Annotated in this window: 18 protein-coding genes; 14 read left to right on the forward strand and 4 right to left on the reverse strand. The window is 67.1% G+C overall.

From position 1 onward, the window contains the following. The coding region (locus tag ACY65G_RS23885) for an IS1595 family transposase (protein ID WP_464999787.1) at positions 1-726 on the reverse strand (726 nt) is incomplete at its 3' end. A 276-nt stretch (positions 727-1,002) separates the two neighbouring features. On the opposite strand from ACY65G_RS23885, the gene ACY65G_RS23890 reads away from it, so the two are divergent. From ACY65G_RS23890 to ACY65G_RS23900, 3 genes are all read left to right on the forward strand, one after another. Next, positions 1,003-3,273: a CHASE domain-containing protein gene (locus tag ACY65G_RS23890; RefSeq protein WP_464999788.1), complete on the forward strand. Its 2,271-nt coding sequence runs from the start codon at positions 1,003-1,005 to the stop codon at positions 3,271-3,273. 263 nt (positions 3,274-3,536) lie between these two features. Continuing rightward, positions 3,537-4,349 (forward strand): formate/nitrite transporter family protein, encoded by an 813-nt coding sequence (locus ACY65G_RS23895; protein WP_464999789.1) that lies wholly within the window; start codon positions 3,537-3,539, stop codon positions 4,347-4,349. Positions 4,350-4,395: 46 nt separating this feature from the next. Further along, a complete protein-coding gene (locus ACY65G_RS23900) occupies positions 4,396-6,135 on the forward strand; it encodes a protein kinase domain-containing protein (RefSeq protein ID WP_464999790.1) in 1,740 nt (579 codons plus the stop codon). Positions 6,136-6,201: 66 nt separating this feature from the next. On the opposite strand, the gene ACY65G_RS23905 is transcribed toward ACY65G_RS23900, so the two are convergent. Together ACY65G_RS23905 and ACY65G_RS23910 are read right to left on the reverse strand one after the other, a co-directional pair. Beyond that, a complete protein-coding gene (locus ACY65G_RS23905; protein ID WP_464999791.1) occupies positions 6,202-7,023 on the reverse strand; it encodes a sugar phosphate isomerase/epimerase family protein in 822 nt (273 codons plus the stop codon). Between the two features lie 11 nt (positions 7,024-7,034). After that, the gene (locus ACY65G_RS23910; protein ID WP_464999792.1) at positions 7,035-7,874 is read right to left on the reverse strand and encodes a phytanoyl-CoA dioxygenase family protein; all 840 of its coding nucleotides are present in this window, start codon (positions 7,872-7,874) and stop codon (positions 7,035-7,037) included. A 116-nt stretch (positions 7,875-7,990) separates the two neighbouring features. On the opposite strand from ACY65G_RS23910, the gene ACY65G_RS23915 reads away from it, so the two are divergent. From ACY65G_RS23915 to ACY65G_RS23930, 4 genes are all read left to right on the forward strand, one after another. Continuing rightward, on the forward strand, positions 7,991-8,908 hold the full coding sequence (locus ACY65G_RS23915; RefSeq protein WP_464999793.1) for a LysR family transcriptional regulator: 918 nt from the start codon (positions 7,991-7,993) through the stop codon (positions 8,906-8,908). Next, positions 8,905-9,399 (forward strand): hypothetical protein, encoded by a 495-nt coding sequence (locus tag ACY65G_RS23920; protein WP_464999794.1) that lies wholly within the window; start codon positions 8,905-8,907, stop codon positions 9,397-9,399. The genes ACY65G_RS23915 and ACY65G_RS23920 overlap by 4 nt, the downstream gene beginning before the upstream one ends. 170 nt (positions 9,400-9,569) lie before the next feature. Further along, positions 9,570-10,004, forward strand: coding sequence for a GFA family protein (locus ACY65G_RS23925; RefSeq protein WP_464999795.1), 435 nt, complete (start codon positions 9,570-9,572; stop codon positions 10,002-10,004). Positions 10,005-10,203: 199 nt separating this feature from the next. Continuing rightward, positions 10,204-10,812 (forward strand): response regulator, encoded by a 609-nt coding sequence (locus ACY65G_RS23930; protein WP_464999796.1) that lies wholly within the window; start codon positions 10,204-10,206, stop codon positions 10,810-10,812. 30 nt (positions 10,813-10,842) lie between these two features. Here the strand turns inward: ACY65G_RS23930 and ACY65G_RS23935 are convergent, their stop codons facing one another. Continuing rightward, positions 10,843-11,868, reverse strand: coding sequence for a M29 family metallopeptidase (locus ACY65G_RS23935; protein ID WP_464999797.1), 1,026 nt, complete (start codon positions 11,866-11,868; stop codon positions 10,843-10,845). Between the two features lie 160 nt (positions 11,869-12,028). Here ACY65G_RS23935 and ACY65G_RS23940 point away from each other — a divergent pair, with 160 nt between their 5' ends. From ACY65G_RS23940 to ACY65G_RS23970, 7 genes are all read left to right on the forward strand, one after another. After that, positions 12,029-12,490: a hypothetical protein gene (locus ACY65G_RS23940; protein ID WP_464999798.1), complete on the forward strand. Its 462-nt coding sequence runs from the start codon at positions 12,029-12,031 to the stop codon at positions 12,488-12,490. 145 nt (positions 12,491-12,635) lie between these two features. After that, positions 12,636-14,171: a hypothetical protein gene (locus ACY65G_RS23945; protein ID WP_464999799.1), complete on the forward strand. Its 1,536-nt coding sequence runs from the start codon at positions 12,636-12,638 to the stop codon at positions 14,169-14,171. Next, the gene (locus ACY65G_RS23950; protein WP_464999800.1) at positions 14,129-15,685 is read left to right on the forward strand and encodes a hypothetical protein; all 1,557 of its coding nucleotides are present in this window, start codon (positions 14,129-14,131) and stop codon (positions 15,683-15,685) included. The genes ACY65G_RS23945 and ACY65G_RS23950 overlap by 43 nt, the downstream gene beginning before the upstream one ends. A gap of 18 nt (positions 15,686-15,703) precedes the next feature. After that, positions 15,704-16,162, forward strand: a complete 459-nt coding sequence (locus ACY65G_RS23955; protein ID WP_464999801.1) for a hypothetical protein — start codon at positions 15,704-15,706, stop codon at positions 16,160-16,162. Positions 16,163-16,192: 30 nt separating this feature from the next. Beyond that, positions 16,193-19,822, forward strand: a complete 3,630-nt coding sequence (locus ACY65G_RS23960) for a tubulin-like doman-containing protein (protein WP_464999802.1) — start codon at positions 16,193-16,195, stop codon at positions 19,820-19,822. 3 nt (positions 19,823-19,825) lie between these two features. Then, the gene (locus tag ACY65G_RS23965; protein ID WP_464999803.1) at positions 19,826-21,184 is read left to right on the forward strand and encodes a hypothetical protein; all 1,359 of its coding nucleotides are present in this window, start codon (positions 19,826-19,828) and stop codon (positions 21,182-21,184) included. A gap of 73 nt (positions 21,185-21,257) precedes the next feature. Then, positions 21,258-21,632, forward strand: coding sequence for an apolipophorin (locus ACY65G_RS23970; RefSeq protein WP_464999804.1), 375 nt, complete (start codon positions 21,258-21,260; stop codon positions 21,630-21,632). Positions 21,633-21,700 lie beyond the last annotated feature (68 nt).

Raw genomic sequence — 21,700 nt, forward strand, 5'->3', positions numbered from 1 at the left:
GGCAGCGTGCGCAAATGCCTGGTAGGCCTTCGCCGCATCGCTGATCAGCAGCACATCGGGACTCAATACCGGCCGCAGGTGCTGTGTCAGCTGGCTTGCGCTGACTGGTCCGCGCCCCACGACGAATTCATGCGTCGTTTTATTCCGGTCCCGGGCAACAAGAATGCAGTCGAGCTCCCGGCTGATACCGCGCCGCTTTGCCTTGCCGCCCCGGCGCCGCGCCGGCCGGTCCAGGTGCCGCGAGCCCTTCTGCGATTCCAGCAGGTAGGTCTCGTCGGCTTCGACCATGCCCGACAGCATTGCCGGGCGCTCGCGCCGCACCCCGGCAATGAACCGGTGACGCCAGCGAAAACTCGTCGAGCGGGCGACGTCGACCTGTTCGGCCGCCGCGCGCACGGTGCGCGAATCGAGCAGGCACGTGAAATAGGGCAGCCATTTTTCGCGCTGGCGCAAGCGCGCCAGCGGCGTGCCGGTCAGCGCGTTGTAACTGCGGCCGCACTGGAGGCACCGATAGCGTTGCAGCCCGTTTGCGCTGCCGCAGCGGTGCTGGCGGGGACAGCCACAACGCGGACAGGGCCCGCGGCCAGCTGCTTGCTCGATCAGCAGGAAACAGTTCGTACACGACGACAGCGTGTCGAGCCAGGCCCGCAAGCTGTCCGCCTGCTGATCGCTCAATGATTCACGGCGCAGTATGTCGAACAGCCCGGCAAAGCTCGCGGTGTCCATCGCCCCTCCTCGGCATGAGTTACCTCAACGAAGAGTAAGACAGTGTCCGGTTCGATTAGTTCGCAGATCTAACGCTGACAGCGCCTTTATTTTTCACCTGGTGGCCCACTGGCGCTTTTTGCCTGCGCTTCGGCGTTTCACGACCTTTTCCACGACCTTTTCCAGGACCGTTCCAGGCCATCCCGCCGTGGCCGGACACCCATGCCTTGCTGTCCGGCCAGCACGAGCCCCCATGCTATAGTCGCTTGCATAAAATAAGCACAAGCAGGGGACGACATGCGTGCACACGGTTACCTGGCCTTCGCCGTCGGGATCTGCCTTACCGCCTGGGCATGCCTGTTCGCGATGCAAACGCAGGACCGCCTGATTGCCGACCGCTTCGGCTACGACGCGGACAAGGTCGTGCGCGATACCCAGGCGCGCCTGGAAACCTATTTCGACACGCTGCTGGCGATCCGCGGCACGTTTGCCGTGCACGAGCAGGTGAGCCGCGCCGACTTCCACCGTTACGTGACCGAGCTTGACCTGGCCGAGCGCTATCCCGGCTTCCAGGCGATCCAGTGGTCGCTGCGCGTGCGCGAGGAAGACCTGGCCCGGCACGTGGCCACCGTGCGCGCCGATACCAGCATCGTGCCGGGCGGGTATCCCGGCTACCGCATCCACCCGTCGATCGTGCGGGACGAGCATTATCCGATCGTCTACACCGAACCGATGGCGGGCAACGAAAACGCCTTCGGGCTGGACCTTGCCGCGCTGCCCGCCCACCTGCGCGCGCTGGAATTCGGGCGCGACACGGGCGAGCTGGTGGCCACCGAGCGCATCACGCTGGTGCAGGACGCCAGCGGCCAGCCCGGCTTCATCGCCCGCCTGCCGGTCTACCGCAAGAACGTGCCGGTCGCCACGGTGGAAGAACGCCGCGCGGCACTGGTGGGCTTCGTGGCGATCGTGTTCCGCGTCACCGACCTGATGCGCGAAGTCATCGATCCGCCCATGCTGCGCCACCTGCAGGTGGTGATCCACGACACCGGCTACCTGCATGAGGGTGCGGCGCTCGAACCGGCGCTGGACGGCCTGCTGTTCGACAGCGCCGGCAAGCTGGGCGGCGCGCGAGAAGCACGCGTTACCGTGCCGGGCCTGCAGTCGAAGGCGGTGCTGGACGTGGGTCAGCGGCGCTGGCTGGTGCAGGTGGCCGGCTACGATGGCGTTCGCTATGGACGCGACCGTGAAACGATCTGGCTGATCGCCGCCTGCGGTTTCCTGATCAGTGCGCTGATCGGCGCACTGGTCGTTACGCTGCAGCGGCGCCGCGCACTGGCGCACACGCTGCGTGCCGCGCTGGAAGAACAGGGGGCGCTGCAGGACAGCGCCGTGGTCGGCATCGGCCTGTTTGCCGATGGCCGCGTCGCCCGCTGCAACCGCGGCATGGAGGAGATGCTGGGCTATCCGTCTGGCACGCTGGCCGGCAAGTCGACGGCGACGCTGGTACCGGCCGGGCCGGATCCGTTCGTGTGCGCCTCTTCCGGCCAGCGCACGCACCGCGAACTGGAGCTGACGCGGCGCGATGGCGGCAGCATGTGGTGCATCGTCAACGGCCGCATGGTGGACCGGCAGGTGCCGGACAAGGGGTGCGTCTGGGTGCTGTGCGACATCAGCGACCGCCGCCGCACCGAGGCCGCGCTCGAGAACAGCCTGGGCGAGCTGGCGCAGCAGAAGGCCCAGGTGGAACAGGCGCACCGCGAATTGTCCGACGTGCTGGACCGCCTGCGGCAGGCGCAGGATACGCTGATCACATCCGAGAAGATGGCATCGCTGGGCGCGCTGGTGGCCGGCATCGCGCATGAACTGAACACCCCGATCGGCAACAGCCTGCTGACGGCGACCGCGCTGGCCGACCGGGTAACGGACTTGCAGCGCCAGCTGGACGGGCCCGGCCTGCGCCGCTCGGCGCTGGAAGCGCACCTGGCCGATGCGCAGGCGGCATGCGCCATCATCGCCGGGTCGCTGGGCAAGGCGGCCGACCTGATCACGTCGTTCAAGCAGGTGGCGGTGGACCAGGCATCGGACCAGCGGCGCCGTTTCGGCCTGGGCGGCGTGGTGCGCGATACGGTGGCCACGTTTGCCGCGCAGTTGCGGCGCGCCGGCTGCGATGTGCGGGTGGACGTGCCCGACAGCCTGGACTGCGATTCCTATCCGGGCAGCGTCAGCCAGGTGCTCAGCAACCTGATCAACAACGCGCTGCTGCATGCCTTCGACGGCCGCCCGCACGGCACGGTGGCGATCGCCGCCCGTGCGCTGGACAATGACATGGCCGAGCTGCGCTTCACCGACGATGGCGTGGGCATGAGCGGGCGCACGCTGCACCAGATCTACGATCCGTTCTTCACCACCAAGATGGGGCAGGGCGGGTCCGGCCTGGGCATGAACATCGTCTACAACATCGTGACCGGGGTGCTGAAGGGAGCGATCCGCGTGGAATCCACGCCGGGCAGCGGCACGACGGTGGTGATCACGTTGCCCCGCACGGTACCGCGCGCCGCCGCAGCATAGCCGGTCCTCGCACCATGATGGCCCGCCGGCTGGCGGCTGCCGAAACCACTCTGTTCGATACCGTGCTCCGCGATCGCGCATGGCGATCCCGGCTGGTGCAGCGGCGCACCACGGTATGGCGCGGCGGGCCACTTTCGTGCACCCGAATGCATGAGCTGACCGTTACGCATCATTGTTCAGCAGGCTCGGGTAGTAGGCCCGCTTCTTGCTCTCCCTTGCATAAAGAGCGCGCAGCTCACTGACCAAAACCTAAGGGGGAAAACATGGCGTACCTGGTGCCAACCGAATTCGTGACCAAGATGGTGGACGCGGGCGAATCGAAAATCTACATGGCCACGCGCGACGCGCTGATCCGCGCCTACATGGCCGGCGCGATCCTGGCGTTGGCGGCCGTGTTCGCCGTCAGCTGCACCGTCGCCACCGGCATTCCGCTGGTGGGCGCGCTGCTGTTCCCGGTGGGCTTCTGCATGCTGTACCTGATGGGCTTCGACCTGCTGACCGGCGTGTTCGTGCTCACGCCGCTGGCCTGGATCGACCGGCGCCCCGGCGTGACGATTCCCCGCATCCTGAAGCACTGGGGCATCGTCTTCGTCGGTAACTTCCTGGGCGCCTTCACCGTGGCCGTGCTGATGGCCTACATGTTCACGTTCGGCTTCAACACCGATGGCGGCAAGATCGCCCAGACCGTGGCGCACATCGGCGAAAACCGCACCACCGGCTATGCCGAATACGGTGCCGCCGGCATGCTCACGCTGTTCATCCGCGGCATGCTGTGCAACTGGATGGTGTCGATGGGCGTGGTGGGCGCGATGGTCTCGACGACCGTGGGCGGCAAGGTGCTGGCGATGTGGATGCCGATCATGCTGTTCTTCTTCATGGCCTTCGAGCACTCGGTGGTGAACATGTTCCTTTTCCCGTTCGGCATGATGATGGGCGGTAACTTCACGGTGATGGACTACCTGATCTGGAACGAGATCCCGACCGTGCTGGGCAACCTGGTGGGCGGCCTGGCCTTTACCGGCCTGACGCTGTACTCCACGCACGTGCGTACCGGCGCAAAACGCACATTCAACTGATCCGGGTCTGACTGATTCGGCCCTGCGACCCGTTGCCACCGTCACCATGCCTGCCCGACTGACGCTCTCCATCGGCCAGCACACGGACCCTGGCCGCAAGGCGATCAACCAGGACTTCCACGGCAGCCACGTGCCGCGCGAGCCGCAACTGTCCGTGAAGGGCGCGGCGCTGGCGGTGGCCGACGGCATTGGCAGCAGCGACGTGAGCCACATCGCCAGCGAAACGGCGGTGGCGGCCTTCCTCGAGGATTACTACTGCACGTCGGACGCGTGGTCCGTGAAGACGTCGGTGGAGCGGGTGCTGGCCGCCACCAACTCCTGGCTCTACGCGCAGACGCAGCAGGGGCAGGGGCGCTACGACAAGGACCGCGGCTATGTGTGCACGCTGTCGGCGATGGTGATCAAGTCGAACACGGCATACCTGTTCCACGTGGGCGATACGCGCATCTGCCGCGTGCATGTCGGCGGCCACGCGACCGCGCTGGAGCCGTTGACGGTCGAGCACCGTGTCTGGGTATCGCCCGGGCAAAGTTACCTGGCACGCGCGCTGGGCGTGGACGCGCACCTGGAGATCGATTACCGCACGGTGACACTGCACGCGGGCGACCTGTTCATGCTGGCCAGCGATGGCGTGCATGAATACGTAAACGCCGCCGAAGTGCACGAGGCGCTGTCGACCGGCGCGGACCTTGACGAGGCCGCGCGGCTGCTGGTCGCGCGCGCGCTGGCCAATGGCAGCGCCGACAACCTGACGGTGCAGCTGGTACGGGTGGAATCACTGCAGGCGCACGAAGCGGGCGAACTGCTGCAGCAGATGGCCGAGCTGCCGTTTCCGCCGCAATTCGAGCCGCGTAGCGAATTCGACGGCTACCGCATCATGCGCACGCTGCACGGCAGCAGCCGCAGCCACCTCTACCTGGCGCTCGACCTGGCCAACGGCGAACCGGTGGCCATCAAGACGCCGTCGATCGACCTGCGCGACGATCCCGCCTACCTCGAACGGTTCCTGATGGAAGAGTGGATCGCGCGGCGCATCGTCAGCCCGCATGTATGCGAACCCGTCGTGCACGAGCGCCAGCGCAGCTATGTCTACCTGGTGACCGAATACATCGAAGGCATGACACTGGCCCAGTGGCTGCGCGACCGCGGCAAGCCGGACCTGGATGCGGTGCGCGATATCGTCGGCCAGGTGGCGAAGGGGCTGCGCGCCTTCCACCGGCTGGAAATGCTGCACCAGGATATCCGCCCCGAAAACGTGATGGTCGACCGCACCGGCACGGCGAAGATCATCGACTTCGGCTCGGCCAGCGTGGCCGGGGTGCGGGAGATGGCGCCATCGTCCGGCGAAGGCTTCACGCTCACGGGCGCGGCACTGTATGCAGCCCCCGAATATTTCCTCGGCGGCCAGGGCACGGTGCGTTCCGACATCTTTTCCCTGGGCGTCCTTGCCTACCACATGCTGACCGGCCAGCTGCCGTATGGCGTGCAGATTCCCCAGGCGAAAAACCGTGCGGCGCAGCGCAAGCTGATGTACACGCCGGCACGCGAGCTTGACCCGGCCATTCCCGCCTGGGTCGACGCGGCAATCGAAAAAGCGGTGTCGATCGACCCCGGCAAGCGCCATGAGGATGTCGACGAATTCGTGTTCGACCTGCACCGGCCGAACCGCGCCTTCCTCGATCGCACGCGGCCGGCGCTGATCGAGCGCAGCCCGCTGGCGTTCTGGAAGGGCGTGTCCTTCGCGCTGCTGATGGCGCTGGTGCTGGACCTGGCGCTGCGGCGCTAGGCCGCCGTAATGGGCCGGCCGCGATGTCAGTCCAGCCGCTCCACCGAGTCGTAGCGGGGCGTCGCGTCAGCGTCCGTAGCGCTCGCGCAGCAGGGCCGCCATCGCCACGTTCAGCTCCCATGTGTCGGCCACGAGCTGCTGCGTGTAGGGCAGCCGGAACGTGTAGGGTGCCGGGCCGAACTCCGGCGTGATCGTCAGCATGGGGGCGCCGGCCTCGCGGCGCAGCGCCACGATGCGGTCCCACCACGCCAGGTGGGCAGTCAGCTCGACGGCGTATTCGGGCGCGCGGAAGTCCGGCACCTGCGGGCCTTGCGCGTGGCCCACGCGGGCATGGATGTGCCGCACGCGCGGCAGCACGGCATCGAGCATGGCCGGCTGGTCTTCCAGCAGCGATTCGCAGGCGGCGCACCAGTGCGACAGGTCGGCCGTCAGCCGCAGCCCCGGCAGGCGCTCCAGGTAGGGGCGCAGCAGCACCGGGTGGCCGGAGAAGCGGCTGCGGTGGATCTCGTGGACGATGGGCACGCGGTATTCGCGGGCGATCGCATCGGCCAGCGCGATCAGTTCCTCGTTCTGTTCGGGCGTATAGAAATCCTTGCCGGTGTGCGAGTTCACCAGCAGCGGCCGCACCGAGCACGCCTGTGTCAGCAGCGACTGCAGGGCTGTGCGGTGGGCAGGGAACTCCGTGTGGAACACGGTCTGCCATTGCGACACGACGAGATCGAGCCCGGCATCGCCGATGCGGCGCAGCCAGTCTTCCCGCTCGGCGCCATCGTCGGGCAGCGACATCTCGATGCCGTCGAAGCCCGCTTCCAGCACGCGCTCGATGAATACCGGCGCGGCAAGCTCGTTATTGCCCCACTGCGGGGCGAGGATGCGGATTTTCGTCACGGCTGCTTCGGTCACAGGAAACCCCGCACCGGGAACGATGCATCGCGCTGGATCCAGTTCTGCGGCGAGTAGGCCGTGCGCCCGTCCGTCACGTGCAGCGTGTATGCATGGCGCGACACCGGCGAGCGGTTCGGCGCGCTGTAGTGGGGCAGCAGGCCATGGAAGCACACCAGCGCGCCGGCCTTGCATTCGAGCGGCACGGCGGTGCTGTCGTCCGGCCATGGGGTGGCGTCCAGCTTTTCCATGCGGATGTCGTCGCCGTTGCGCACGAAGCGCTCGCGCAGCGGCGTGCGGTGGCCGCCCGGCTCGGCCCACAGGCAGCCATTGTCCAGCGTGGCGTCTTCCAGCGCGAACCAGAAGGTGGTCACGCTGATCGGATCCGTTTCGAAATAGGTCGCATCCTGGTGCCAGCGCACCTCGCCGCCGATGCCGGGCTGCTTGAAGATGTACATCGATTGCCACACCTGCGGCTGCGCGAGCCCGAGGTCATGGGCCACCTGCTGCAGGCGCGGGTCGCTTGAAAACGCGCGGAACGCGGGATCGAGATCGTGCATCGCGTGGCCGATCTTGTTGATCGACAGTTCCTTCGCCTGGCGCAACCGGCCGTCCGGGCCGAACGCTTCTTCCTCGAAGAAGCAGCGGACCGTGTTGTCCGAGCGGAGGAAGTATTCGTCCGACTTCCTTTCCTGGTCCTTCGTGGTGAAGATGCCGCTGGCGGCGCTCGGGTCGAACGCGTCGACGATGCGCGCGGCACCGGCGCGCAGCGCGGCGATTTCCTTCGCCGACTTGAAACCCGGAATGACGAGGAACCCGTCGCGTTGGTACTGCTCTTGTTGCGCTGCGCTCAGCATGGCGATGCTCCGATTTGCTTGTATTGGATGATGACACCGATTGTACGGAAGCCCGTCATTCACCGAAAGGTGGACAATGGTTGACATATTGTCGCCGGAATGCAGACAATGCACGGATGGACCAGCTGCGCGCAATGGAAATCTTCGTCGAGGTGGCCCGGCAGCGCAGCTTTTCGGAAGCCGCGCGCCGGCTGGGCCTGTCGCGCGCGATGGTCTCGAAGCATATCCTGCAGCTGGAAGAACGACTCAACGTGCGGCTGCTGCACCGTTCCACGCGCGACGTGAGCCTGACGGATGCCGGCCAGGCTTACCTGGCGCCCTGCGAAGCGGCCGTGCGGCAGGCGCAGGAAGCGACCCGCATCGTCGCCCACGCCGGGGACACGCTGGCCGGCCCGCTGCGCATCCAGGCCCCGTCGAGCTTCGGCGTCACGTGGCTGGCCGACGCGCTGGCCCGTTTCAGCCTGCCGCACCCGCAACTGACGCCGCTGCTGCACGTGGACGATGCGTTGCTCGACCCGATCGCGCACGGCTTCGACCTGACGATCCGCGTGGGCGGCATTCCCGACAGCCGTGCGCTGGCGATCCGCCCGCTGGCCCCGTGCCGCGCCGTGCTGTGCGCCACGCCGGACTACCTGCGCCGGCACGGCATGCCGCAGGAACCCGGCGACCTGGCCGGCCATCGCTGCCTGCATTTCTCGCACCTGACCGATGGCACCGCATGGCACTTCGAGCGGGCAGGGGAGCGCCGCACCGTCCACGTGGACGCCGCGTTCACGTCCAACAACGGGCTGGTGCTGCACCATGCGGCGCTGCAGGGCGCCGGCATCGTCTACAGCACCACGTTCCTCGCCTGGCGCGAACTGCAGGCCGGCACGCTGGTGGCCGTGCTGCCGGATTGGGAATTGCCGCTGAATCACCTGTCCGCGCTGTATCCGGCCAGCAGCCGGCTGTCGCCGAAGGTGCGCAAGCTGATCGATTTTCTCGTGGCCGAGTATCAGCCGGTGCCGCCGTGGGATGTGGCGCTGGCATCATGAAGCCATGCTATTTGGATTCAGGAGGACTGTGGGTGCGCGATGGCTCCCTGCGGGACATCCATGTGCACGATACGGAGGATGGACACTGGGACCGCTTCGACCAGCTGGTCGGACGCTACGACCATGCCTACACGTTTGACGGGATACCCCTGCCATTCCCTGGGTCGCGAACAGTCCTGCAGAATCGCGACGGCAGCCATTTGCTGTCGATCCTGCTCGGTGGCCCGGTGGTCAACTGCCACTACTTCGTGGCATGGCAGCTGGAACTCGACATCTGCCCGAAGGAAGTAAGCGGACCTTTGGAGCATGAGCAGGTATTGTCGTTCATCGAAAAGCTGGCCGGGGCGTTGGAACTGCCCGTGGCGATCACTCCTGAAAACTGGGAGGACAATCCCTTCCTGACCTACACTCCGGAGACGGGATCGTGGCTTGTGCACAAGAACGCCGAACAGGGCTCGACGATGCCGGTCCGTAGCAAGGAAGGTCGTTGATTCAATATAAACAGTATTAATATGATGCTCGATCAAGCGCTCCCGAAGTGCGACGCACCGCGTCACGAATCGAGTCCGGCACACTATCGAACTCTGCCATGGGTCGAGGGCGACAGCGAGATCTGGATGTCGGCAATGGCGGCGCAACCGGTCTTGCAGAAAAGGAGAGCATGAACAGCGACCCACAACAGATCAATGGCGCATGCCACTGCGGATCGGTGAAATTCCGTGTCCGGCTAGCTGCCGGGCTGAACACCGCACGGCGCTGCAACTGTTCCTATTGCAGCATGCGCGGGGCCGTTGCCGTGTCGGCGGCGCTGCACGATATCGAGTTCACCGCGGGCGAGGAATGGCTCACGCTTTACCAGTTCAATACAAAGGAAGCAAAGCACTATTTTTGCTCCAGGTGCGGTATCTACACACATCACCAGCGCCGCTCCAATCCCGACCAATATGGCATCAACGCGGCGTGCCTGGAGGGGATCAGCCCATTTGATTTCGACGAAGTGCCGGTGAACGAGGGGAGGGTTCATCCCCGGGACAAGGCCGGAGGCGGCGGATCCGACATCGCCGGTTACCTGCGATATTTTCCTGTCAAACGATGAATGAGATGGACGCCGCGAGGCACGGGTGATTCCTCCACCCATGCTGGCAGTGCGCATACCCCCCATTCGAGGAAGACCCGTCAGCCCGGCAATGACATTCGCATAACCGCGTGTAAGATGCGCCGCTCTCGACCGGGAAAACCGGTGGGCTACAGGGGCAGACATGCAAGGTGCGGCAAACAATCCTCCGATAGGCGTGATGGTCGTCGATGACCACCCGTTGCTCCGCGAAGGCATCATTGCCGTGCTGTCGAACGATGCGCGCTTCGCCGTGGTCGCCCAGGCCGCCGACGGGCGCGAGGCCATCCGGCAGTTCGTGCGGCACCGGCCCGACGTGACATTGATGGACGTGCAGATGCCGGTGATGAACGGCCCCGAGTCGATCGCCGCGATACTGGACATCTTCCCGGGCGCGCGGGTCATCGTGCTTGCAACGTGCGAAGGCGACGTGCAGCCCCTGCGCGCCATCCAGGCCGGCGCCACCGGCTACCTGCTGAAAAGCGGCCTGCGCACGGACTTGCTCCAGGCGATCATTGCCGTGCACGACGGGCAATTCCATATCCCGCCGGAGATCGGCGCGGCGCTCGCAACCTATATCGATACCGAAGCCCTGTCGGCACGCGAGGCCGAAGTGCTGTTCACCGTGGCGGACGGCAATTCGAACAAGCGCGTGGCCCGGATACTCGGGATCTCCGAGGAAACCGTCAAGGCGCACATGCGCGCCATCCTGGCCAAGCTGGGTGCCCGCGACCGGACGCATGCGGTGGTCATCGCCATCCGGCGTGGCATCATCGCCTCCGGCGCATGAAGGCACGCCCGGGCGCGGTGCGGGTGCGGCTCAGGCCACCCACGCCCCTTCCGCATAAATCCGCTCGCCATCCAGATACACCCCCTCCGTCACGGCGAACACATCCACGTGATACCGCGCATCCTTGCGCTTGAATTGCGGCTTCTGGTACTGCCCGTGCTTGGCGCCCAGCGACAGGTGCACGCCGCACATCCGCTCATAGGTGCCGATGTCGTCCACCGTGCGCGTGAAGGAAAACGCGCGGTTCATGCCGAAGCCCAGTTCGCGCACCCACACGTCGCCTTCATGGGCGCGGATGATGGCCAGCATCTCGTCGAACGCCGGCGTGCTGTTTTCCGCGCCGACCACGCGGCCCCGCTCGACGATCATCGTGATCGGTGCGGCGGGGCGGTTGACGCGGAACGCCGTGTCGCCGAACACGAACACGCGCACGCGGCCGTTCACCGCTTCCAGGTCGCGCGCCTCCGTGAAGACTTCGCCGATGGGGAACAGGCCGCCCACGTTCTTCATCGCCGAGTAATCGCCGATATTGAGCTTGGCTTCCTCGAACGGCGTGGCGTAGACGAGTTCGCAACCATCGCCGCTGTCGACCACGCCGCCGTGCGCGCGGTCCAGCCGCGCCTTCAGCGCGTGGCCGGTGCCGCGGAAGTAGGCGGGGTCGTAGGCCAGCGCATCGATGTAGACGAGACCCTGTTCGCCCGGCATGCGCGACAGGTGCAGGTGCTCGATCACCTTCAGGCCGCGCTGGAACAGCTCCATGCGGATCCGGTATTCGTTCAGGCGGAAGCTGGTGGTCTGGACCAGCACCACGAGGTCGCGCGGTGCCAGTCCGGCAAAGGCGGCGAGTACGTCGTCGGCGGCCACCGCGTCGAAGTCGATGAACGTGCCGCCGGGCAGGGCGCGCCGGTAGGCTTCCGTCAACACGGCGTTCAGCTCGCTGCGGCGGTCGAACACCACCAGTGCCCGGTGCGCCGGCCCGTGCTCGATCGCATGGGCGAGCAGGTCGGCCACGTTGCGGGCGGCAGTGTCGAGGACGGATGGTGGAAAAGTCATCATGTTTGCAAAGCTGAAAAGGAAAACGGCAAAGTGTTGCGGCGAGCACATTATAAGTCGCGTATAGACGCAACTTGCTTGTGACGGCCAGCAAGCCCAAGTAGAATCGCCGAATATATCCACTCGGCAACATCCTCAGGGCCGACGCAGACATGGAGCAAAGATGAGCATTACGTTTGGCCAGGATCTCCCGCAGGAGCGCCCCGATGCGGACGGCCGCGCGGCACTGTTCGTGCCGAAGGCGGGCATCAAGGACGATGTACTGCAACTGGTGCGCAAGGGTGCCGCCGTGGTCGGCTTCGGCAACCACGACCGCACGGTAACGATCTATTATGAAAGCAACCGCTTCAACGAGCCGACGCTGGCCAAGTGGGAGCTGAAGGCGCGCAAGGCATATGCCCGGCTCGTGGACGACCTGCCGACCACGTCGAAGATGACGACGAAGCTGGAATACTTCGAACAGGTAGGCTACATCAGCGGCAAGGGCATCAATATCCGCCGCATGGACAGCCTGAAACGCTGGCTGGAGTTCTCCGATGCGCTGGACACGGCGCCGGCCAGCGAAAGCGTCACGTGGGCACTGCCGCCGCCGCCGAAGAAATCGGCGCTCGACACCGAGCGGTAACGCAAGGCCTTCATCGGCAGCAATCCTCGCAATCAACGCCCCGCCATAGAGCGGGGCGTTTGCATCATGCGCCTTCCATGTCCTATCACATTGGTCAAATGCGTTATGATTGACGCAACAGATTGCAATCGTGGATGGGGGATCGATGGATGATTGGTGGCGGGCCGGGGACAGCGTGTGGCGCGAGGATGCGGCAACGCCCACGCGCTTCGTGCTCGAGGCGGTGCAGGGCGTGCCACGCATCGACTGGGAACTGGCGCGCGGCCGGCTGACGGACGTGGCCTTGCTGGTGGGCGCCGCGCTGCCCACCACCTGCGCGCACGCGGCGATCTTCCCCCAGGAATTCGCCTTTTGCCCCGAGTGCGGCGCGGCACTGCATCGCGCCGTTCCGGCGCGGCACACTGCATGGTGGGGGCCGGCAACCGGTTCCCCGGCACCCGGCGCGGCCCCGCTGCCGCGCCACGTGCCGCACGGTTTGCCGCAAACGGCAATGCCGCTCGGCGATGCGCTGGAGGCGCGCGAACCGGAACCGTTCGTCGGCCGGCCCGACTGGCGCATACCGGCGCCGCCGAACGCCGTGTGCGTGTTCGCCGCGGCCGATTTCGGCTTTGCTGCCCAACGCCTCGTCGCACTGGCCTATACCCGCAACGTGGTGCAGTACTGGGATCCGCCCGGCGCCCGCTGGCACGTCTTCACCGCCGACGAAGGTTCGGCGGACCTGCACTTCACCGCGTCGGCCTATGCGTGGCTGCCGCCGGCGGATGCGAGTGACGCCACGTCGCGCGGCGAGTTCGGCATCGTGCCCACCACGCAGGGCCTGTTCCGGCTGGTGATCAATCCTCTGGCCGAGAGCTGGCGCACCGAAGCCGTGTTCCAGGCGCCGCTGGCCGCCAGCCCCGGCGGGGTGGGCCGTCGCATCGCCTGTCCGTTCGTCACGCCCGATGGCGTGCGGCTGTGGAGCGCGGCCGCTGATGGTGCCGATCCTGAAGTGCTGGACATCGAATCCGTCGACCCCGCCGTGCCCGTGCCGCACGGCGGCTGGTCGCGCCCGTTCACCTACGACGGCCGGCTGTACTGGCTGCACGACGATGGCCAGTTGCTGTGGCGCCCCGGCCATGCGCCGCGCTGGCTGCCGTGGCCGTTCCCATGGTCGCCGCGCCTGCAGTTCGGCGGTCCGGCGCGCAGCCGCGACGGCCGCCTGTGGCAGATCGGGAACGATGGCGCCAACTATTCGTTCCGCGCGCTGGACGACGGCGCGGGCCTCGGCGCGCCGCAGGTCGAGCCGATCGACGGCGCGCGGCTGGGCTTCGGCACGCTGCTGTTCCGCCGCGGCCACCAGGTGAAGGACGACCCGTGGTCCGTCGAGGACGTGGAAGACCAGGCGCGCGGCGATGCGCTCGTGCTGCCGCTGCTGGAAGCGGTATCGGCCACGCGCGGCCAGCCATCCGGCCTGGTGCTGCGCTTTGCCGGCTTCACGGGCCGTGCCGAGGCGGCGCTGGCCGGCGACATCCTGCCGCGCACCTTCGTCGAATGGATCGGCCGCCACAACGTGATCCTCGATGAAATCGCCCGGCTGAGGAACCCGGGCGACTGCGTGCCGTTCGTCTGGCATGGCAGCCTGTGGCTGCACCATCCCACGTGGAACGAGATCCGTGGCTGGAAGCTGGAGGGCCTGGCGTGACGCGGTTGCAGCGCTGGCCGGCGTTCGTGCTTGCATCCGCCGTTGCGTCCGCCCTTGCATTGTCTCCGGCCGTTACCGCGCAGGCAGCGTCGCACGTGTTCCTCGTGCAGAACTCCGGCTGGATGGAACCGTTCTATACGGATCCGGCATCGCCCTACAAGGCGCTGGTGACCGAAGTGGTGCAGGCCGCGATGGCGCCCGGCGATGCACTGGTACTGGCGTCGTTCAACCAGGGCTTGCCGGGCGCGCCGTCGCCGCGCGCCCTGCTGGCGCAGCAAGGGAAGCCCGACCGCGAGAAACTGCGCGACGTGCTCGGGCCGCTGGAAGTGGGCCGCAAGCCCGGCGGCAAGGCCATGGCCGATACCGACCTGGGCGAAGCGGTCGGCGGCGCGATCGACGGCGCGCTGGCCGGCAAGCCGGGACTGGTATGGCTGTTCACGAACAACCGCAACAGCCCGAACAACGACCAGGCCACGGCGCGCCGCAACCGCGAGTTCTACCAGCTGATCCACGAAGGCAAGGCAATCCGCAAGGCCCTCGCGTTCCCGCTGAAGATGCCGGTGCAGGGTGCCCAGTACAGCGCGGGCGGCCTGATGGTGTATGTGTTCGCCGTGCACGAAGGCGGCGCGCGCGAACTCGATGCGCTGCTGGCCAGCGGCCGCCTGAAGCAGGTCATCACGGAAACGCCGGCGCGCCTGAAACCGCTGGACCAGGACACGGTGCGCCTCGTGCCGGCCCGCGTGGAGAACACGCCGGGCGTGCGCTACGCCGTACTGCCCGATGGCAGGCTGCGTGCCGAACTCGATGCCGGCAAGCCGGCCGCGGCTTCCACGCCTTCCGCACGCATCACGTGGCGCCTGGAGAACGCGATGTACCCGTACACGATCACGTCGGCCGACATCAGCGCGCAGGCCGCGCTGGCCGGCGAAGTGAAGCCGGTGGCGCTGCAGGCGGACACGGTGCGCAACCTGGCCCCCGGCAAGCCGCAGCCGCTGGCATCGACGCTGAGCCTGCCGGTGGCGAACGTGCCGGGCAAGTGGTCGCTGGCCGCGCTGTCGACGGCCGGTTCCGCCCAGGTGATCCCGGGGCGGATCGAAGTGCAACTGGCGAACCAGCGGCTCGAACTGTCGCAGGCCTTCCGGCAGCGGATGGCCGAACTGTTCCCGGGCGATCCGCTGCCGGACATCTTCACGCCGCCGGAGAGAATCCAGGGGTCGCGCGCCGTGCTGCCCGTCGAAGTGCGGCTGCAATATGGTGCCGGCCCGCTGCTCGCCGCGATCGGCGGCCTGTTCGCGCTGCTGGCCGCGGCCGGGGCGCTGGCGGTGGCGGCGACGCGCGGCCGCAAGGTCGTCGTCACCGTCGACGGCGAACAGCGCACGCTGCGCACGAAGGCGGGCGCGAAGACACCGCTGTACGACACGGCCGGCGACCAGGTCGCCGAGCTGCGCACCACCCTGTTCGGACACCAGCTGGCGAACGTGCGCGAAGGCGCCAACGTGCGCCTTGGCAGATAAGAAAACCAGAGGATAACCATGCAAGCCAACGAACCCCAGCGCGATCCCGGTTTCCGGATCCCGGACGACAAACCCGCCCAGGCACCCACGGGCGACGGCACGCTGTCCACCGCGCCGCCAGCCGACACCGGCTCCGCCGCGACCACCGGCATCGAAGTCGCCCCCGGCGGGCAGGTGCCCGCCACCGACACGTCCACGCGCGACATCGCCATCGGCGGCGCCATCTTCCTGTTCCTGCTGGTGGTCTTCTTCTTTGTCCGCAACGCCTTCGTCAACAACCTGGTGAAGCGCCGCGTAGCACCATCGTCGGCCGATACGGCCGGCTGGCTGCTGTTCGTCGGGCTGGCGTTCCTGTCGGCCGCGGTGGTGCTGGGCTTCGTCAATTCCACCAAGTTCCTCAGCCTGGCCATCACCGGCACGCTGCTGGTGTTCGGCATCGCCGCCATCGCCGGCGCACTCTTCACCGGGCGGAGGTAAGCCGTGGATCCGATCGGGAAAAAGACGGAGTTGAAGGTTGACCTGCGGCCGACGCTGTTCATCGGCGCCGGCGGCACCGGCATGGAAGTGATGATGCGGATCCGGCGGCGCATCCTGTCTGCCGTGTGGAACCGGCACCATCCGGCGCGCGTCGAATCGATCGGCGAATTCCCCGTCGCGCGCTTCCTGCATATCGACCTGGACAGCGGCGCCGTCATCGACGAAGGCAAGTCGCAGCGCACCGACCCGTGGTACGAACTGGTCAAGCTGGGCGATGAGGAGCGGTTGGTCGAACCGATCGACCTGCAGCAATACCACGAATCCGACGACAGCCTGGCGCGCTTTCCGCTCATCGAAAACTGGATGCCGCTGCGGCCGAAGAAGCTGCGTTCGCTGGGCATCGACCCATCGCTGGGAGCGGGCCAGATCCGCGCCGTGGCGCGACTGTACCTGTTCAACAAATACCCGAAACTGCGCGGCCGCATCAAGGGCGCGCTGAATTTCCTGGCGTCGAACGCCGGCATCGAGCGCAAGGACAATTACCAGAGGCTGGGCCTGCAAGTCGACACGTCGAAATTCCGTATCGTCGTCATCGCGTCGAACGCGGGCGGCACCGGCGCCGGTACCGCGCTCGACCTTGGCTGGCTGGCCAAGGCGATCGCCCGGCAGGAAGTCGCGGACAGCCAGGTCGACCTGGTGATGTTCATGCCCACCGGCTATGTGCACGCCAACAAGGAGCGCACCGAGGCCAATGCCTACGCCACGCTGATGGAAATGGAAACGGCGATGCGCGACATGAACGCGCAGGTGCGCTGGGCCGACCCGGACAGCCTGGTCGGCCGCGGGGCGCCGTACGACGACGTGTACTTCGTCGATACCGCCAACCTGGCCAACAAGGCCACGCAGGACGTCAAGGACGTGTACCAGATGGTGGCCGACTCGCTGTTCGAGGATTTCGCCTCGGCCGATTTCGCGAACCGCAAGCGCTCGGTGGCCGTCAACCAGCAGCAGCACAAGCTCGGGCCGTTCAATCCCAAGGTGCCGGAACAGCGCTTCGGCGACATGCGGCTGTCGTATTCGAAAGTGTATTCGGCGTTCGGCCAGTCCGTGCTCGACACGCAGCAGGGCCTGCGCGAGGATATCCGCGCCTATGAACTCGCGGCGCTGATGGTGAAGGCCTTCTTCGGCATCATCGGCAAGGATGGCGCCCCGGCCCGCCGCGCCGGCGACGGCGAGCGCGACGTGTTCATGCGCGAGCACATGTGGCTGGCGGAGCGCCCGTTCGACGAGTTCCCGGATTTCAAGAAGGGCACGGTGGAAGTGACGCCGTTCCAGGAATACGCACTGACCGACCAGCTGCTGATGGACAAGGACCAGCGCTCGCTGCTGGAACGCGTGGAAGCGAAGGTGCAGGCCGAGATCGACCGCATCACCGGCGGCTACGACCTGAAGGAATGGCGCGCCAAGATCGCCGAGCTGCTGCCGCAGCTGGAACGCGATGCGATCCGCGAAGCGGGTGCCATCGCCGAGACCAGCGAAGACCGCCTGAAGCGCCACACGCAGGAACTGGTGATGCGGCTGAAGGGCCGGGTGCGCGAGCGCCTGTATGCGCTGCTGGACGATCGCCGCCAGGGCGGCCTGGAATTCGTGCTGTCGCTGCTCGAGCAGATCAAGGCCCGCGTGGCCCAGCGCGACATCCCGCGCATGGAGCATAACGAGCGCCGCTACCGCGAAATGCGCGATGCGCTGCGTACGCGGCAGGTCGAGGAATCGCTCAACAATCTCTCGCAGGCAGCCAGCAAATGGATCAACGCGAATGCGCAGGCGCGCGAGGTGATCGTGCACCTGAAACGCGACATTGCCGACTACCTGCGATTCCACCTGCTCGCCGTCACCGCCGGCCAGTCGGCCGAGGTGCTGCGGCAAACGTCTTCCTGGCTGGGCGAACCGCAATCGGTCGACGAGAAGGGCCAGGCCATATGGTCCGGCATCGCCGGCGAGTTCCAGGACGGGCGCCGCCACGTGGAAGCGATGCTGGGCGCCGTCGACCAGCGCGTGGCGCAATTGCGCGCCGATGCGCAGCATGACCATGCCACGTACATGAAGCTGGCGAACGACGAAGCGCCGCCGCCCGTCAAGCTGACCGGCGACGTGTCGGCGTGGAGCGAGGAAGTGCTGCTGGAGTTCGGCGGCTCGGCGCGGCTGTTCCCGCAGCTGGGCGACGAAAAGCTGCGCTCCTCGCTGCTGCTCAAACTGTTCCGCCGCGCGCAGACGCAGCTGTCCACGGAACAAGCCGAAGGAGGAATCAATTCGGAACCGTCCGATCCACTGCTGGACCGCCTGCTGGCCATGTCGGTGCAGGAGCGCCAGCGCGTCTTTGCCGAATGGCTCAAGAGCGCGATGCCGTGGGTGAACGCCAGGTTCTCGGCGGAGTTCACGCCGGGCGCCGACCAGTTCAAGTGCTTCGTCGGCGTCGGCGACGTCACTGCCTGGAAGCGGCTGGAAGCGGAAATCCGCGCGGCCGTGCCCACCGGCTATTTCCACGGCGAGCTGGTCAACATCGTCAACACGGGCGTCAAGGGCAGGGCGGTGTGCTACATCGAACTGTCCGGCTACCCGATGACGGTGCTGCGCGGCCTGCCCACGTGGCGCACGTCGTACCAGATCGAGAATCCGAAGATCCCCACGCACCTGCACTTCGACGCGACGCGCTTCCGCCACCCGATCGCGCCCGGCATGGATGAACTGAACCGGCTGGCCGACGATTACGAATGGTTCCTGCAGGCCGTCGCCATCGGCGTGTTGAAACGCAAGGCCGACCTGGCCGACCGCGAGGCATCGTTCCAGCCGCGCGGCCAGTACCTGTTCGAGGTGGAGCAGGGGTCCGGCGAATGGCTGCAGGTGGGGAACGAATATGCGGTCCGTTCCAACGGCCTGCCTGCGTTCTACCGCGAACAGATCGTGGCCACCGTGCAGCAGCGCCTGGCGCGCATGGGGCCGCACCAGTTCCTGCTGCTGGCGGCGCTGATGCGCCATTACCAGCATCGCGTCTACCAGCCGCGCCTGGAAGTGGACGAGACCGGGGCCGAGCTGCCGTCGCCGTCGCTGCCGAACATCACGGCCAAGCGGCTGCACGACGAATGGCTGCGCCGCGCGCTGGCGGCCGAGCCGGCGCTGGCCGGGTCGTTCGACCGCGCGCTGGAACTGCTGCTGCAGTGGAGCGAGCCGGTGCCGGGGTCGGCGTCCGACGCCTACCAGTGGGAAGTGCAGCACAGTGTCGACAAGCGCGTGCCGCGCGCCGAGTACCTGGCAGGCGAGACCGCCGCCAAGGCGCTGCTGGGTGGCGGCGTATCGATCGCCAAGGGGCTCGACACCCACGCAGGCGTTGCGTCGCCGGCACCTTCGGCTACCGCGTCGTTGACCAGTTCATCCGCGCTCTTCAAGGTGTTCGTCAACCGGACGCAGCAAGGACCGTACACGGTGGCCGAGCTGGCCGAGCGGATCGCGCGCGGCGAAGTGGATGCCGCCACCAAGGCCTGGAACATGCGCTGGGTGCCGCACGTGGATCAATGGCAGCCTGCGGGCGCGGTGGCCGAACTGGCGCCGCTGTTCGCCCGGGCGATCCCCGATCCGGCGGATGACATCCCCGACCCGGAGTAAACGGTGACGTCCGAAGTTCGCTACAGCTATCGTTGCATCAACCAGGCGTGCGGCCGCGGCTTCCCGCGCGCCGTGCGGTTCTGCCCGTATTGCGCCACCAACCAGGCGCGCAGCGCCATGCCGCCCGCTTCCGCGCCTGTACAGGCACCAGCGCCGGCACCAGCGCCGGTTCCGCCACCGGCAACGGTAACGCCGCCACCGCCGGCACCCGTGCCGCCGCCGGTTCGCCCACCGGCGCAGCCGCCGGCCGCCACGCCGCCGGCGGCGCCGGCGCCATCGCGCCCCGGCCCCACCCAGGCGCCGCGTTACCAGCAACCGCAGCCGTCGGCCGGCGTGCCCCGGCCGCCGGGCAGCATGCCCGGCGGGCCATCGCTGCCGCCGGTGCGCAAGCCGGTCGGCAAGGGCACGTGGATATTCGTGGGCTTGCTGCTCGTGGCGATCTGGTTCCTCGTGAAGCCGGGCGATCCGGCAAAGCAGCTGGCGGGCAAGGTCGACGAAGCCATCGCGCTGGCGGAAAGCTGCAAGGTCGCCGATGCGCGGGAGACGCTGGCCGAACTGCGCAGCGCCAAGGCCGACACGGTGCAGGTGGCGCGGCTGCAGAAAGCGATCGCCAGTGCCGCGCCGGCCTGCGAAAGGAAAAACCAGCGCGCCAAGGCATGGTCCGATGCCCGGACCGCGCTGGAGGCGGCCTTGTCGGCCGATGCGCTCGACAAGGCGTCGGCGCGGCTGTCGGCTTTCGTCAAGCGCTGGAAGGACGATGACGAAACCCGCGAAATGCGCGAACGCATCGACACGCGCCGCGCCGAAAAGCTGCTCGACGAAGCCAATGCGTGCCTGGCCAAAAAGGATCGGGCCTGTGTGGAAGCCAGGCTGGACAAGGCCGAAAAATTGAACCGGCCGGCATCCCGGCCGCGTATCGAAGCACTGCGCGAATCGCTGTCGCGGATGCTGGAGTCGACGCTGCTCGAAGGTGCCGGGCAAGGCAGTGGACAAGGCAATGGACAAGGCAATGGACAAGTGACCGGGCAAATAAGCGGGCAAATAAGCGGGCAAGGTGTGCAAGTGGCGCAGGCCGGCCAGGCCGCCTATCCGCCGCCGCTGTCGACGACGCCGCCGCGCGTTGCCACGGCCGCGGTGCAAACGCCGGGCGGCAGTGCCGAGGCCCGGCGGTTGCGCGCCGAGGCCGAACGCGAACTTGCCCAGGGCAACTACCGCAGCGCGATCGGCCTCGCCGGGCAGTGCAGCGCACAGGGCGGCAGCGATTGCGGCGCCCTTCGGGACCGGGCCGCGCGGCTGGAGCGCGAGATGCATGTGTGCCTGCAGGCTGGCCGGCAATGGGCCGGCGAACGCTGCGAAGGGTAGGAAAGCGGCGCGGCCGGCAGCCGGATCGCGGCTTGCCGCCGAAGTTTGTTAAGCTGCCGGCAAGGAGGACATCATGCAACGTATCACGCAACAACCATCACGATTCACCATGGCCACCGGCATCCTGGCGCTGCTGCTGGCGCTGGCCGGCTGCCAGAAGGAAGACGACCGCCGGATCGACGGCCCGGCCGAGCGCGCCGGCCGCGAACTCGACCAGGCTACCGAGAAAGCGGCCGAGCACCTGGAAAAGGCACGCGAAGACTTCCAGGAAGCGGCCAAGGAAACCGGCCGCGAGCTGGACAAGGCGGCGGAAACGGCCGGCGAGAACCTGAACAAGGCCGCCGAAGTGGTCGGCGAAAAGCTCGAACGGGCCGGCGAAAAAGTGCAGGCCAGCGCCGAGGCGGCACGCGAGGACGAGGAAGAGGCGGAAAAAGGCAAGTCGAAGTAAGGGTAGGGCCCTCGTATATTTACCCCAGATGCAAAGGCCGGGGTCCGACCCCGGATTCTGCCTCTGGG

Source organism: Pseudoduganella sp. jia 12 (assembly GCF_055502675.1).